This is a genomic window from Achromobacter sp. Bel (assembly GCF_012928505.1).
Lineage (GTDB): Bacteria > Pseudomonadota > Gammaproteobacteria > Burkholderiales > Burkholderiaceae_B > Achromobacter.
The window spans coordinates 105380-119287 of the sequence record NZ_JABBJN010000016.1 but is presented as its reverse complement, the minus strand read 5'-3'; the positions used below and the strand labels follow the sequence as shown (position 1 = coordinate 119287).

The following is a 13908-nucleotide window of genomic DNA, read 5'->3' as shown; positions in this document are numbered from 1 at the left end:
TTGCGCTCGCGCCCGCTCCGAGCCCCGTGGTCGTGGTCCCGACGCCGGCGCCGGTTCCCGATCCGGAGCCCGGACCTGCTCCCGTCCCGGCCGCGCCTGTCGCGCCGACAGCACTGGCAGCATCGACAGCACCGACAGCACCGACTGTAGCGCCGATCGCACGCGCCGATGCGCCGGTCCAGGCGCCGTTCAGCGCACCGGTCACGGCGCCCGCTGCAGCGCCAGTACAAGCACCGGCCAATGCGCCGATTCTTGCTCCGGTCAGCGCGCCGCTTAACGCGCCGGCCGCCACGGTTCCCACGGCAACACCTGCGCCTGAGCCTGTCCGGGTTGCAGCACCGGCGCCTGCCGTGCCTGTTGCGGCAACGCCAGCGGCTCCTGCTCCGACACCGAATCCCGCCCCTGCATTTGCACCGGCTCCCGCGCCGGTCCCGGTCGCCGAACCCGTTGCCGCCGAAGCGCCCAAAAAGGCGTCGTGGCTGTCGCGGCTGAAGCAGGGCCTGTCGCGTACCGGCCAGAGCATTGGCGGCATCTTCATCGGCGTCAAGGTCGACGAAAACCTGTTCGAGGAACTCGAATCGGCGCTCATTATGGCCGATGCTGGCCTGGAGGCCACCGAGAAGCTGCTGACCGCGCTGCGTGCGCGCGTCAAGAAGGAACGCATCGAAGACCCGGCCAAGGTGAAGACGGCCCTGCGCCAGGTGCTGGCCGACCATCTGCGTCCGCTGGAGCGCGCGTTCGACCTGACCCGCGCCAAGCCGCTGGTGGTGATGATCGCCGGCGTCAACGGCGCGGGCAAGACGACCTCCATCGGCAAGCTGGCTCACACGTTCCAACGCCAGGGCGCCAGCGTCCTGCTGGCCGCGGGCGACACGTTCCGCGCCGCCGCGCGCGAACAGCTCGTGGAATGGGGCAGCCGCAATAACGTCAGCGTCATCGCGCAGGATGGTGGCGACCCTGCCGCCGTGGCGTTCGACTCGGTCAACGCCGGCCGCGCGCGCGGCATGGGCGTGGTCATGGTGGACACCGCCGGGCGCTTGCCCACGCAGTTGCACCTGATGGAAGAGCTGAAGAAGATCCGCCGCGTCATCGGCAAGGCCGATGCCACCGCGCCGCACGAAGTGCTGCTGGTGGTGGACGGCAACACCGGGCAGAACGCGCTGGCGCAGATCCGCGCGTTCGACGCGGCCATCACGCTGACGGGCCTGGTCGTGACCAAGCTGGACGGCACGGCCAAGGGCGGTACCTTGGCAGCGGTCGCGGCGGGCAGCCAGGGCGTGCGCCCGATTCCCGTCTACTGGATCGGCGTGGGCGAAAGCCTGGAAGACTTGCAGCCGTTCGTGGCGGACGAATTCGCCGCGGCTTTGCTGGCGGACTGAGCCACCCGCGGAAGCGTCGGAAACGGGGCGGCGCGCAAGCGCCGCCCCGTTTCTATTGGCGGCGAATCAAGCCTCAGCCTACCTGGCCCATCGCCGGGTCGCTGACGCCGTCTTGGCCTGTTTCCATGCGGCCAGCAAAGCGGCGCTGGAATGCGCCGTAGCCGTCGCAGGCCACCGCAAAGTCATACCACTGGCCGCTGTCGCCGACCGGCCAGCTCAGTTCGCCCGTCTGGCCCGGTTGCACGGTGGCGGTCCAGGGGCCGTCGCTGCGGTACGCCATCGCGTGCACATTGAATGTGCAGGCCTGGCTGCCGTTGTTGTGCAGCTTGACCTGCACCTGCGGATCCTCGCAGGGCACGTAGCACACCTGGATCTCGGGCTGCGCGCCGCCGGTCTGCATCAGGTCGCCCGCGAAGGCGCGGTGATAGCCGTTCGGCCCCAGTACCCACAGGTCGTATTTGCCGCTGTCGGCAGACACGTCCCAGGCGTCGTCCAGCGACTTGCCCGCCTCGACCACATAGCGGCGCGGGATGCGATCCAGATGCAGCTTGTCGTACACGTGGAAGACGGCGGCGGCCTGGCCGCTGCTGGCGTTGGCGAACAACAGCCTGACGCGGTTCTCGCGCGCGTCTTCGCGGGCGCTCGTGTGCAGCTCATAGGGCAGGGCGCGCGACGGGCGCGTGCCGGGGGCCTGCTTGGCCAGCGTCTGTTGCGTGGGGATGGCGATAGCGGGCTGCGATTCCTGCCACGTCGTCAGCCCGTCGGCGTCCGTCTTGGTCATGCGGCCCGGCAAGGTGGGCAGGGCGGCGCTGTTGGGCGATACGAAATTCAGCGTGGAGGTAAGGTCGCCGCAGACGGCGCGCCGGAACGCGCTGATATTGGGTTCGACGACGCCGAAGCGCTGCTCCAGAAAGCGCAGCGCCGACGTGTGGTCGAACACCTGCGAATTGACCCAGCCGCCGCGGCTCCATGGCGAGATCACCCACATCGGCACGCGCATGCCGGGGCCGTAGGGCTTGCCATCGGCGGTCAGTTGCTTGGGGGTGGCAGGCGGGTAGGTGAAGTACTCGAATGCCATCTCGGCGTCCGTCAGCGTGGACTTGCCCGCCAGCGTGCCGTCATCGTTGCGCGAGGGGGCGGACGGCGTGGGCATGTGGTCGAAGAAGCCGTCGTTCTCGTCGTAGGTGACCAGGAATACGGTCTTGCTCCAGACCTCGGGCGATTGTGTCAGCGCGTCCAGCGCGGCCTGGATGTACCACGCGCCCTTGGCGGGGCTGGAAGGCCCGGGGTGCTCGCTGTAGGCGGCCGGCGGGATGATCCACGACACTTCCGGCAGCGTGCCGTTCATGACGTCGTCGCGCAGGCTCTGCAGGAAACCGCCGTCGGGCATGGTGTTGCCGAAGCCCTTGGCCAGGGGGCTGTAGAGGTCGTCGATGGCGGGGTTGTAGGCGGGTCCGCCCTGGTTGGTCACCTGCCGGTCCGCCGGCATCTTTTCGATCTCGGCGCGCCAGTGCCGGAAGCTCATCATCTCGTTGCAGCCGAAGTTGTCCGGGATGTTCTGGTAGACCTTCCAACTGACGCCCGCCTGCTGCAGGCGATCCGCGTAGGTGGTCCAGGTCCAGCCTTCGGTGGACGGGCCCACGTCGGCGCCGTCGTTCATTTCGTTCATCACCACCGATACATTATCGCCCGACGGGCCGTTGGTGCCGGTCCAGAAGAACAGCCGGTTGGGGATGGTGCCGGCGTGCATGGCGCAGTGGTAGTTGTCGCACAGCGTGAAGGCGTCGGCCAGCGCGCGGTGGAAAGGGACTTCGGCGGCTTCGTAGTAGCCCATCGACAGCGGCTGCTTGGCGCTGGGCCACTTGTTCATGCGGCCGTGGTCCCAGGCGGCCTGGCAATTGGGCCACGAGTGCGGCGTGCTGCCGGCGCGCTGCGCGTTGCCCAGCGTCGTGTCCAGGTGATAGGGCAGCTCTTCGGTGCCGTCGCTGCGCGTCTGGTGGAACACCGACTTGCCGTTGGCCAGCGGAATGGGGAAGCGGTCGCCGAAGCCGCGCACGCCGGGGAAGGTACCGAAGTAGCCGTCGAAGGAACGATTTTCCAGCATCAGCATCACGACGTGCTTGACGTCCTGAATCGTGCCCGTCGGGCTGCTGGCTTCGATGGCCAGCGCGCGTCGGATGCTGGGCGGGAACATCGACAAGGCGCTTACGGCCGCGGTGGTTCCCAGCGTGGTCTTGAAGAATTTTCTCTTGGAGGCGTCGAACGTCATTGGCTTCTCTGTCGTTGAAGGTCGGAGGGGAACGGGCTCAGGGCGCGCAGTGCGACGCGCACGCGGCGGGCGGCGGGGGGGGCGTCGTGATGGGCGGGGGAGCGGGTTCGTCCGAATCGTCGTCGTCGCCGCCGCAGGCGGACAGCGAAAACACGAGCGACAGCGCGCAGAAGGCCGCGAGGCCTCGTCTTGCATGGGCGAGCAAGTGGGAAGTGGTTTCCATGGGTTCGGCAAGTGTGGATGGGCTGACGGCCCGCAGGGGGCCGTTGCCGTCACACAGGACGAAGGTCGGGCGGATGCTGCGGGCCACGTGGGCGCCCGGCGCAGTGTGGCCGGACGTCAGCGATCCAGTATTGGCGCGTCGGATGTCGTTCGTTTTACAGACAGCTGACCCGAAGCTTGCCGTGCCGTTTTTTTTGAAACGCTGTGCTAGATGCGTGTCGAGGTGAAATCGAATTCACGGATTGACTTGCCGCTGCGGTAAACGCGCGCGACCGCCCCGGCCGTCGCGGCCAAGGCGGGGCATGCGGCATTCATTTCCAGAAGGGCTTGCTGCGCGCCAGGTCGTCGAAGGCTTTCTGCGCTTCGTCCGCCAGTTCTTCCAGGCGCGCGCTGATCCAGCCCAGCGCGAACCAGGCTTGCGGATGGGTGGCCGTACACGACTCGTAGTAGTCGCGGGCGACGGCCAGGTCATTGATTTCGCCCAGCACGTCCTGCACCTTGGACAGCAGTTTGCGGTAGCCCCGCAGCTTGGCCGCGGGCAGCAGCGATTCCGCAAACGCCAGGCTGTAGCGCAGCCGCTTGCCGCGCTTGCGCAATTCATGGCGTGTGGGGACGTCCAGCGTCGCAAACTGCGTGCCCTGGTCGGCCACTTTGCTGTGCCAGCGGTGCAGGCGGCGCGCCAGCTGCTTGTGCAGGCGCTGCGGATCGGGTTCGGGCGCCAGCATGGGGATGATGGTGGGCTTGACGCTGGGGCCGGCCACGCCGCCTTCCAGCCGGATGGCGGGCTCGGGCGCGGCGTCGCTGGGCGTGCCGTTGGCGATGGTCTGGGTGTTGCCGGCAGGCACCGCCGGCGGCACGTCCAGGCTCCATTCCAGCAGTTCAAGCAGCCAGGCCTGAAAGGCCTTGCCGCCGGCGATAGTCTGGGCGTCCTGTTCGGGCGGCGCGGCTTCCATCGGGATCACGGGCATGCCGGCGCGGATCAGCGCGGGCGCCACGGTTTCGTTCAGCACGTCCTGGTCGCGGTTGGCGCCGAAGGCGGCGAAGTGTGTGCGCACGCCTTGCAGCATGGCTTCCGGCACCGGCGCGATCCAGCCGTCGAAGAGTTTCCAGGCCGAGCGCAGCCGGCGCACGCCCACACGCAACTGGTGCACATGTTCGGAGTTGCCGGCGCGGTACACGCCTTCGGTATCGACTTCGGCCAGCACTGCGGCGTTGCGCGCGATCTGGTCCAGGCATTCCGCGGCGATGCGCCCCATCGCCTGCGACGGCGTCATGTCGTCGCGCAGCTTCACGGCGGCCGCGCCGCGCGGTGCCCAGAATTGGGAGATGGCCTGGGCACGGCGGGCTTCCAGGTCTTCGCCGGGGATGGCGTCCACATCGGCCAGGCGCTGGGCCAGTTGGGCCAGCGCGTCGCCGCGTTCGGACTTGCTGCGCGGGTCCAGCACCAGGCCATGGCGTTGCTGCCAGCCGCGCGCGCTGGCGAAGATGGCGGCCGGGCGGCCCGACACCAGTTCGAACTCCAGTTCGGAGATGGGCAGTTCCAATGCGCCAGCGCGCAGGATGCCGGTGTCGTACGCAAGTTCCACGGTGCCGAAGCGCGTGCGGACCTTGCGCAGCAGCCGCTGCACGTCGGTTTCGTAGCGCAGGCCAAGTTCACCTTTGACCGCGGACAGCGCAGCTTCGACTTCGGTGCCGGCATACACCGACAGGTCCAGCACCGGGCCGGGGCGCGGGTGGTTCAATTCAATGCGGGTGATGGCGTTGATGCCCGGCATCTTTAGCGTCTGGACCCAATCGCGGCCTTCCTGGCGCAGCCGGATGGCGATGCGCGCCCGCGCGAGTTCGCGCTCCGGCGTGTCGAAATACATGGCATGCAAGCGGATGCGAGTGGCCTCGCGTTGCTTGATCTCTCGCAGCACGGCCTGGCGCGAAGCCGTGGGCACATGCAGTTTCAGTTCCTGTTCCGACATGGCGGTGGGTGTCCAACGGCAAAAGCCGAGATCTTAATCAACCAGGAGGCGGGATTTGATGACCGTTCATATTTTGTTCACATTGAGCATAGACGTGAACGCAAGCTGTGGACAAGCCAGCGCGATGTGGCAAGCAAGAAAAAACGCCGCCCTGTTTCGAAGGCGGCGCCAAGGAGCGCTGGTCAGGGGAAACCGACAAGCGTAAACGGGGACGCGGCTAAAGGATGCGTTTGCGCGCCTGGGTGATGATGATTTCGGCCAGTACCACCACGACGAAGATCGCGGCCAGCACCAGCGCCACGCGGTCCCACTGGAACAGGTTCAGCGCGGTGTCCAGCGCCATGCCAATGCCGCCGGCGCCCACCAGCCCCAGCACGGCCGATTCGCGCACGTTGATGTCCCAGCGCAGCAGCACGATGGACCAGAACGCGGGGCGGATCTGCGGCCAATAGGCGTACCACAACACCGATGCCTTGCTGGCGCCGGTGGCGGTCACGGCTTCGATAGGGCCGCGCTGCGCCTCTTCGATGGCTTCGCCGACCAGTTTGCCCACGAAGCCGATGGAACGGAACGCGATGGCCAGCGTGCCGGCCAGGGCGCCAGGCCCAAAGATGGCGATGAACAGCAGCGCCCAGACCAGCGAATTGACCGAACGGCTGGATACCAGGATCAGCCGGGCCAGCATGTTGATGGTTTTGCTGGGCGTCAGGTTGTTGGCCGCCAAGAGGCCCACCGGCACCGCCATGAAAACGGACAGGATGGTGCCCAGCGTGGCGATGTGCAGCGTTTCGATCAGCGCGTTGTGCACGCCGTCCGGGTAGTAGGCCCAGTCGATCGGCCACATGCGGCGGAACAGGTCGGCCATCTGCTCGGGGGCGTCATACAGGAACTCCGGTATGACTTCCACGCCGCGGATGGCCTGGACGATGGCCGCGACGACCAGCAGGTATAGCGCGAAGCGCAGCAGCCGCTGGCCCATGCTGTAGCGCTGCCACACGCGCGGCGACCCCGCCGGATTCAACGTGGAGGTATGGACGTTCATTCTTCCACCTCCGCTTTGCGGGCCGCGGGGGGCTTGCTGGCACTGATGCCGCGCGCACCCGCGAAGCGGCCTTGCAGAATACGGTCGAAACCCAGGTTGTCCAGGAACACGGCGCGCACGAAGCCTGCGATGATTTCGCCCAGCATGATGATGGCGATCAGCGTCAGCAGGATGGCGCTGACGAAGTCATAGTCAAAGCGCTGGAAGGCCGAGAAGAGCGTGCCGCCCACGCCGCCCGCGCCCACGATGCCCACCATGGTGGAGTTGCGCAGGTTGGAGTCGAACTGGTAGGTCGCGAAGCCGATGAAGCGCGCGAACACCTGCGGCAGCACGCCGAAGATGATCACGTTGGCGAACGAGGCGCCGCTTGCGCGCACGGCTTCTACCTGCTTGAGCGAGATCTCTTCGATGGCTTCGGTGAACAGCTTGCCGATGAAGCCGATGGAGGCTACCGTCAGCGCCAGGATGCCGGCCAGCGCGCCGAACCCCACGGCCTTGACGAACAGGATGGCGACGATGACCGGGTGCAGGGCGCGGCACAGGGCCACCAGCGAACGCGCGGGCCACGACACCCAGGCGGGCATCATGTTGCGGGCGCCCAGAAGGCCGACCGGCAGCGCGAACAGGATGCCCAACACCGAGGCCAGCACCGCGATTTCCAGGCTTTCCGCGATGCCTTTCCACAAGGTCGCGGGCTTTTCGAAATTGGGCGGGAACATGCGCGAAAGAAACGTCGACGCGTGTCCCATGCCGGTTTCAAAGCGCGCCCAGCTGAAATCCAGCTGCGCGCCGGCGTAGATCGTGTAGATCACCAGCAACACCAGGCCCGCCTTGGCGCGCCCGGACATGGCGAAGGGGCGGTTGCCCCGGGGATGCGTCATTCCAGCCAAGACTCGCCTCCGTAGATCGTCTTGAGCATGGTCGCATCCAGGCCCTGGCCGTCACCGTCATACACCACGTGTCCGCCGGACATGCCGACGATGCGGGTGGCGTAGCGGCGGGCCAGTTCCACGTCGTGGATGTTCACGATGACGGGAATGCCGGTGGCGCTGCCCTGCACGGACAGCAGCTCCATGATTTCAACCGAAGTTTTCGGGTCCAGCGACGAGGTCGGTTCGTCCGCCAGCAGCAGCTGCGGGCGTTGCATCAGCGCGCGGGCGATGCCCACGCGCTGGCGCTGGCCGCCCGACAGCGCATCGGCGCGCTGGTCGGCAAAGCCGGCCAGGCCCACGGTATCCAGCAGCTTGTAGGCGTGCTCGATGTCTTCGGGTTCGAAGCGGCGCATCCAGGCCTTCAGGGCGGAGGTGTAGCCCAGCCGTCCGGTCAGCAGGTTTTCCATCACGGTCAGGCGTTCGACCAGGTTGTATTCCTGGAACACCATGCCGATGCGCCGGCGCGCGCGGCGCAGCGACGCGCCACGCACGCGGGCCAGGTCCACGGAACCATCCTTGGACTGCAGCACGATCTCGCCCTGGGTGGGTTCGATCAGCCGGTTGATGCAGCGCAGAAGCGTGCTCTTGCCGGTGCCTGAAGGGCCGATGATGGCGGTCAGGCCTTGGCCGGCGATTTCAAGGTTGATGCCATTGAGAACCGGCCGGCCGGCCCGGTATTCCTTGACCAGGCCGGAAATGCGTAGCGACGTCGTCATGCTGGATTACTTCTTGCTCTTGGCGGATTCGCGGTCGTAGGCGGCGCGGTTGAAGCTCTCGCCACCTGATTCAGCCACCTGGCGGACGATGGCCCAGTCTTTCTGGTAGGTCACCGGATAGAAGCGGTCGGCGCCGTCGAAGGCCTTGGACATTTCCGCCGGGAAGCGGTAGTCGTAGAAGCACTTGAGCATCTGGTCGCGGAACTTCGGCTCCAGGTCATGCGCGTAGGCGAAGGACGAGGTGGGGAATTTTTCGCTTCTGTAGATCACGCGGAAGTCGGCTTCCTTGACCTGGCCGCGTTCGACCATGCGCTTGAACACGTCCGAGGCCACGGCGGCGGCGTCATAGTCGCCCGAGTTCACGCCCATGACGGACTGGTCGTGCTTGCCCGAGAAGACCACCTTGTAGTCCTTATCCGGCGTCAGGCCTTCCTTGGGGAACAGCGCCACGGGTGCCATGTGGCCCGAGTTCGACGACGGCGCGGTGTGCGCCAGCTTCTTGCCCTTCAGGTCGGTCAGCTTCTGGTAGGGGCTGTCTTTCTTGACGATGACGATCAGGTTGTAGCCCTGGAAGCCGTCGGCATAGCCCTTGACGGCGAACGGCACGGCGCCGGCGATGTTCACGGCGAAGGCGGTGGGGCCGGTGGAGAAGCCGCCCACGTGCAGGCGGCCCGAGCGCATGGCTTCGATTTCCGCGGCGTTGCTTTGCACCTGGTAGAACACCACGCGCTTGCCGGTGCATTCCGACAGGTGCTTGGTGAAGGGCTTGAAGATGTCTTCGTAGACCGCCGGGTCTTCGACCGGCGTGTAGGTGAACACCAGGGTCGACGGCGTCTTCAATTTGGACGCGTCGGTGGGCGTATCGGCCACCAGGTCCTTGTTGTCGTCGCAATACATCTGGTCCAGGTCGCCCCGGTTCGAGCAGGTGTCGGCGGCCTGGGCGGTGGCGCCGCCAACGGCGAATGCGGCCAGGGCGGCCGCTTGCAATAGACGCATCGCGTGCATGGTTTGTCTCCTCTTGTGGGATGAATTTGAATATTTGCTGAATTCAACCACACAAGCGGGGACGGGCACACTTGGGAAAGTCCCTGCCTTTCTTTTCGTGTTTTGTTCGAATTGTTCGCTTTATGTTCGTTTGTTTGCGATCAATCGAACGGGTCCGACGCCGGACCCGAGCCAGACTCCGTGTCAGGCCCGGTAGCCGAGCTTGCGCGAGATCTCCTGCGCGCAGGCCAGCAGCGGCCGGGCAATGGCGCCGTCCCAGCTCACGTCGAACAGGCCCGTGGGCCCCAGGCTGGTCAAGCCCAGGACGATGTTGCCGGTGTTGTCGAACACGGGCACCGACAACGCGTCCACGCCGGGCAGCGGATTGCCCAGCGCGCGGGCCATGCCGTGTACGCGGATATCGGCCAGTTGGGCTTCGATGTTGGCCCGCGACGCCTTGCGCGGGGGCGGCACGCTGGCGATGACGGCCGTGTCGCCCTCTTCGCGGGCGATGTAGTGCTCGCTGACTTTCGGCGGCAGCCAGGCCGCGAATACCAGGCCGGTGGCCGTGTGCAGCATGGACATCACGGTGCCCTTGCGCATGTTCACGTGCACCGGGTAGCTGGCTTCGGTCATGTGGATCATGGTGGGCCCGTGCGAGCCCAGCACCGCGATGCCCAGCGTGTGGCCGATTTCGGATTGCAGCTTGGCGATCTCGGGCATGGCGATGCGCACCGGGTCCAGCCGTTGCAGGCTGACAAGCCCCATCTGCAGGGCGAAGGGGCCCAGTTCGTACTGGCCGGTGATGGTGTCTTGCTGCACCAGGCCGACACGGATGAAGCTGACCAGGTAGGGGTGGGCCTTGGCGGAGGTCATGCCGGCGCCCGCGGCCAGGTCGCGCAGCGTAAGGGGCTTGGCGGCGTCCACCAGGGCGGCCAGCAACGGCACGCCCACTTCGATGGACTGGATGCTGCGACGGCCGTCGTTGGCGGCGGGGGCGGGGGTCTTGGTGGTGGCCACGGTATGCGGACCTCAGGCCGATTGTGCTTGGGACGGCTTTGCGGCCTGGCGTGCCGCCAGCAGCCGGTCCGCCATTTCAACGAAGCCCGCGCCGCCATGGAAGGCCGCGACGAAGGCGGGGCGGTGGGTCAGGCGGTGCAGTTGGGCCTGGATGTTCGCCACGCCGACCGAAATAGGGAAGTACGCGAACATGGGCTCGTCGTTGGGCGAATCGCCGATGAATAGCGTGCTGTCCAAGGCAGTGGCCACGTCCGCGCCGAATTCGCGCTGGAACATCGTGCGGGTCATGGTCAGCTTGTCGTAGTCGCCGAACCAGCCGTTGACGTGGATCGAGCTGACCTTGGCCTGGGCTCCGGCGTCGTGGAAGATCTGGACGATCTTGCTGATGGCCGAGTCGGGCAGGGCGGGCACGTCTTCACAGAAGTCGATGGCCAGGTCGGCCACGCGGTAGTCCTGGTCGCTGGCGACGGCCGAGCCCGGCACCTCGGCCAGCACGCGGTCGCGGATGGCGTCCAGCTGCTTGCGGCTGGCCTGGCGCGAGGCGGCGTCCGTCCAGTAGTGGGTGGTCATGCGGCGGGCCTGGCGGTCATAGGCATAGTAGAACGCGCCGTTCTCCCCCACCACGGCGCGCACCGGCCACATGCGGGCGATGTGGTCGCACCAGCCGGCCGGGCGGCCGGTGATCGGCACGACCTGGATGCCCGCCTGTTCCAGGCGCTCCAGCGCGGCGTAGGCGTCGGCCGGCAAGCGGCCCTCGGTGGTCAGCGTGTCGTCGATATCGGTCAGGACGACGCGAACCGCCGCCGCGACGGTCAAAGGCATGGCCGCAAGGGCTTGCATGGTTTTTTTCCTCGATGGGGTGTAATTTTCAGGGCGATCTCCGGGCGAAAGTTTAACCGGACGCCCCCTGCGGCCAGCCGTTCTGGCGGCCCGATAGGGGATCTGCCGCCAGGGGCGCTAAAATCCGGGCTTTCCCGCCCTGGTTTGCGTGCCCGCCATGTCCGTCCAGTTGTCCTCTTTGCCCGGCTCCGAGCCGGAATCCTTCGGTATCGCTTCGGTTGCCGAGATCATCGCCGAGCTGCGCGCCGGCCGCATCGTCATCCTGGTTGACGAAGAAGACCGTGAAAATGAAGGCGACCTTGTCATGGCCGCCGAATTCGTCACGCCTGAAGCCATCAACTTCATGGTCACGCACGGCCGCGGCCTGGTGTGCCTGACGCTGACCGAAGAGCGCTGCCGCCAGCTGGAGCTGCCGATGATGGCGGCCCGCAATGGCACGCGATACGGCACCAATTTCACGCAGTCTATCGAGGCCGCAGTAGGGGTGGAAACCGGCATTTCGGCCGCCGACCGCGCCCGCACCATCCAGGTGGCGGTGGCGCGCGACGCCAAGCCGGCCGACCTGGTGCAGCCCGGCCACATCTTTCCGGTGCGCGCGGTGCCCGGCGGCGTGCTGGTGCGCGCCGGCCACACCGAAGCCGGCTGCGACCTGACCGCCATGGCCGGCCTGACGCCCGCCGCGGTCATCTGCGAGATCCTCAAGCCGGACGGCACCATGGCCCGCCTGCCGGACCTGGTGGAATTCGGCCGCCAGCACAACTTGAAGATCGGCACGATCGCCGACCTGATCCAGTACCGCAGCGAACACGAATCCATCGTCAAGCGCGTGGGCAAGCGCCCCATGCAGACGGCCTGGGGCACTTTCGAGGCGGTGGCCTATGAAGACGCGGCCACCGGCTCCGCCCATTTGGCGCTGGTGCATGGTAACGTGAGCCCCGACGTCGAAACGCTGGTGCGCGTGCACGAGCCGGCCTCGGTGCTGGACGTGCTGGACACCGGCGCCAGCCCGCACAGCTGGGGCGTGGCGCAAGCCCTGCAGGCCATTGCGGCGGCGCCGGCAGGGGTGCTGGTGTTGATGAACTGCCAATCGTCCACCGAGCACCTGTTCGGCCAGATCGCCGGCTGGAACGACCCGAAGGCCCAGGCCGACGCAGCCGCCAGCACCGACCGTTTCGGTCTGCGCACCTACGGCATCGGCGCCCAGATCCTGCGCGACCTGAATGTGGGCCAGATGAAGCTGTTGGCCCGGCCGCGCAAGATGCCCAGCATGGCGGGCTTTTCGCTGACGATTACGGGTTACGATTGCGACCCGCTGAATACTCCCGCAACACACTGAAGGCCGACACATGAACCCTTACATCCTTACCCCCGACCTGAACGGCGAAGGGCTGCACATCGGCATCGTACGCGCCCGCTTCAATGAAGAAATCGGTCAAGCCGAACTCGAAGCGTGCCTGAAGGAATTGGCCGAACTGGGCGTGGACGAACGCGACGTGATGGTCGCCACCGTTCCCGGCGCCCTGGAACTGGGCGTGGCCCTGTCCCACATGGCCGAAACGTTTGAATTCGACGCCTTGATCGCGCTGGGCGCCGTCATCCGTGGCGAGACCTATCACTTTGAAGTGGTCAGCAATGAAATGGCCATGGCAATCACCCGTATCTCCCTGGAAACCGGCATCCCCGTCGCAAACGGCGTGTTGACCGTCGACACCGACGAGCAGGCGCAAGCCCGCGCCGCCGGCAAGGGCCGCGATTGCGCTCAGGTGGCCGTTGAAATGGCCAACCTGGTGGCGGCGCTGGAACCCGAGGAAGAAGACGAAGACGACGAAGACGAGGACGAAGATTTTGACGACGAAGAAGACGACGACCAGCGCTGATAGCGCGGCGCAAGCCCGCGCCAATGCGCGCAGCGCCCGCCGCCGTGCACGCGAATTCGCGCTGCAGGGCGTGTACGCGTGGCTGCTGCGCGGTGGCGAAGGCACGCAAGACGCCGGCGAGATCGATGCCCACCTGCGCGACACCGAGGATTTTTCCGAGGCCGACGCGCAGTGGTTCAAGACCTTGCTGCACGGCGTCCTGCGCGAAGCGCCCGCGCTGCGCGAGCGGTTCACGCCTTACGTCGACCGCCCGCTGGCCGAGCTGTCGCCCGTTGAACATGGCATCCTGCTGATCGGCAGCTTCGAACTGATTCATCATGTCGAAGTGCCGTACAAGGTCGCCATCAATGAAGCCGTCGAGCTTGCCAAATCGTTTGGCGGCACCGACGGTTTCAAGTTCGTCAACGGCGTGCTCGACAAGCTGGCTGCCGACGTGCGCGCGACCGAGGTCCAGGCGAAGAGGTAGCCCCCCGAAGCGCTGCGCGCCCTCCCCCCAGGGGGGCGCGTCTGCGGCCCAGCGGAGCCGGCTCCACGCCGCCCGGATGGGGGCACCTGTTTCTTTCGACGCGTGGCTGGGGGGCTCCCTCTTCACGCGTGCGACGCATGATTTTGGGGACTGTGCGCCCCGTGTGGGCGTTAATGCCGGCCACTTGCGCC

Annotated in this window: 13 protein-coding genes; 4 read left to right on the top strand and 9 right to left on the bottom strand. The window is 66.6% G+C overall.

Annotated elements, in window-relative coordinates:
* Positions 1 to 248: 248 nt before the first annotated feature.
* A complete protein-coding gene (gene ftsY, locus HG262_RS12705; RefSeq protein ID WP_348984385.1) occupies positions 249 to 1379 on the top strand; it encodes a signal recognition particle-docking protein FtsY in 1131 nt (376 codons plus the stop codon).
* Between the two features lie 73 nt (positions 1380 to 1452).
* On the opposite strand, the gene HG262_RS12700 is transcribed toward ftsY, so the two are convergent.
* From HG262_RS12700 to HG262_RS12660, 9 genes are all read right to left on the bottom strand, one after another.
* On the bottom strand, positions 1453 to 3648 hold the full coding sequence (locus tag HG262_RS12700; protein ID WP_169271368.1) for a phospholipase C, phosphocholine-specific: 2196 nt from the start codon (positions 3646 to 3648) through the stop codon (positions 1453 to 1455).
* A 37-nt stretch (positions 3649 to 3685) separates the two neighbouring features.
* Positions 3686 to 3871 (bottom strand): hypothetical protein, encoded by a 186-nt coding sequence (locus HG262_RS12695; RefSeq protein ID WP_169271367.1) that lies wholly within the window; start codon positions 3869 to 3871, stop codon positions 3686 to 3688.
* A gap of 310 nt (positions 3872 to 4181) precedes the next feature.
* Entirely contained in the window at positions 4182 to 5840 is a 1659-nt protein-coding gene (locus HG262_RS12690) for a CYTH and CHAD domain-containing protein (RefSeq protein ID WP_169271366.1), read from the bottom strand.
* Between the two features lie 217 nt (positions 5841 to 6057).
* Positions 6058 to 6882 (bottom strand): phosphonate ABC transporter, permease protein PhnE, encoded by an 825-nt coding sequence (phnE, locus tag HG262_RS12685; protein ID WP_169271365.1) that lies wholly within the window; start codon positions 6880 to 6882, stop codon positions 6058 to 6060.
* Positions 6879 to 7763, bottom strand: a complete 885-nt coding sequence (phnE, locus tag HG262_RS12680) for a phosphonate ABC transporter, permease protein PhnE (protein WP_169271364.1) — start codon at positions 7761 to 7763, stop codon at positions 6879 to 6881. The genes phnE (HG262_RS12685) and phnE (HG262_RS12680) overlap by 4 nt, the downstream gene beginning before the upstream one ends.
* A complete protein-coding gene (phnC, locus tag HG262_RS12675) occupies positions 7760 to 8530 on the bottom strand; it encodes a phosphonate ABC transporter ATP-binding protein (protein WP_006227608.1) in 771 nt (256 codons plus the stop codon). Before phnC ends, phnE (HG262_RS12680) begins: the two co-directional genes overlap by 4 nt.
* Before the next feature lie 6 nt (positions 8531 to 8536).
* Positions 8537 to 9535, bottom strand: a complete 999-nt coding sequence (gene phnD, locus HG262_RS12670) for a phosphate/phosphite/phosphonate ABC transporter substrate-binding protein (protein WP_169271363.1) — start codon at positions 9533 to 9535, stop codon at positions 8537 to 8539.
* Between the two features lie 183 nt (positions 9536 to 9718).
* Positions 9719 to 10534 (bottom strand): IclR family transcriptional regulator, encoded by an 816-nt coding sequence (locus HG262_RS12665; protein WP_169271362.1) that lies wholly within the window; start codon positions 10532 to 10534, stop codon positions 9719 to 9721.
* Between the two features lie 12 nt (positions 10535 to 10546).
* The gene (locus HG262_RS12660; RefSeq protein ID WP_169271361.1) at positions 10547 to 11374 is read right to left on the bottom strand and encodes an HAD-IIB family hydrolase; all 828 of its coding nucleotides are present in this window, start codon (positions 11372 to 11374) and stop codon (positions 10547 to 10549) included.
* A 157-nt stretch (positions 11375 to 11531) separates the two neighbouring features.
* Between HG262_RS12660 and ribBA the strand changes: the two genes are divergently transcribed.
* Genes ribBA through nusB form a run of 3 tightly spaced genes read left to right on the top strand, consistent with a single transcriptional unit; the run spans position 11532 to position 13717 of the window.
* Positions 11532 to 12710, top strand: coding sequence for a bifunctional 3,4-dihydroxy-2-butanone-4-phosphate synthase/GTP cyclohydrolase II (gene ribBA, locus HG262_RS12655; protein WP_169271360.1), 1179 nt, complete (start codon positions 11532 to 11534; stop codon positions 12708 to 12710).
* 10 nt (positions 12711 to 12720) lie between these two features.
* Positions 12721 to 13251: a 6,7-dimethyl-8-ribityllumazine synthase gene (ribH, locus tag HG262_RS12650; protein WP_006227613.1), complete on the top strand. Its 531-nt coding sequence runs from the start codon at positions 12721 to 12723 to the stop codon at positions 13249 to 13251.
* Complete coding sequence (nusB, locus tag HG262_RS12645; RefSeq protein WP_169271359.1) at positions 13220 to 13717, top strand: transcription antitermination factor NusB; 498 nt, start codon at positions 13220 to 13222, stop codon at positions 13715 to 13717. The genes ribH and nusB overlap by 32 nt, the downstream gene beginning before the upstream one ends.
* Positions 13718 to 13908: the final 191 nt, after the last annotated feature.

Excerpts from the sequence above, each read along its gene's own strand:
- phnE (WP_169271364.1), bottom strand. The coding sequence starts at position 7,763 with ATGACGCATCCCCGGGGCAACCGCCCCTTCGCCATGTCCGGGCGCGCC.
- HG262_RS12660 (WP_169271361.1), bottom strand. The coding sequence starts at position 11,374 with ATGCAAGCCCTTGCGGCCATGCCTTTGACCGTCGCGGCGGCGGTTCGC.
- phnE (WP_169271365.1), bottom strand. The coding sequence starts at position 6,882 with ATGAACGTCCATACCTCCACGTTGAATCCGGCGGGGTCGCCGCGCGTG.
- HG262_RS12695 (WP_169271367.1), bottom strand. The coding sequence starts at position 3,871 with ATGGAAACCACTTCCCACTTGCTCGCCCATGCAAGACGAGGCCTCGCG.
- phnC (WP_006227608.1), bottom strand. The coding sequence starts at position 8,530 with ATGACGACGTCGCTACGCATTTCCGGCCTGGTCAAGGAATACCGGGCC.
- ribBA (WP_169271360.1), top strand. The coding sequence starts at position 11,532 with ATGTCCGTCCAGTTGTCCTCTTTGCCCGGCTCCGAGCCGGAATCCTTC.
- HG262_RS12700 (WP_169271368.1), bottom strand. The coding sequence starts at position 3,648 with ATGACGTTCGACGCCTCCAAGAGAAAATTCTTCAAGACCACGCTGGGA.
- phnD (WP_169271363.1), bottom strand. The coding sequence starts at position 9,535 with ATGCACGCGATGCGTCTATTGCAAGCGGCCGCCCTGGCCGCATTCGCC.
- ribH (WP_006227613.1), top strand. The coding sequence starts at position 12,721 with ATGAACCCTTACATCCTTACCCCCGACCTGAACGGCGAAGGGCTGCAC.
- HG262_RS12690 (WP_169271366.1), bottom strand. The coding sequence starts at position 5,840 with ATGTCGGAACAGGAACTGAAACTGCATGTGCCCACGGCTTCGCGCCAG.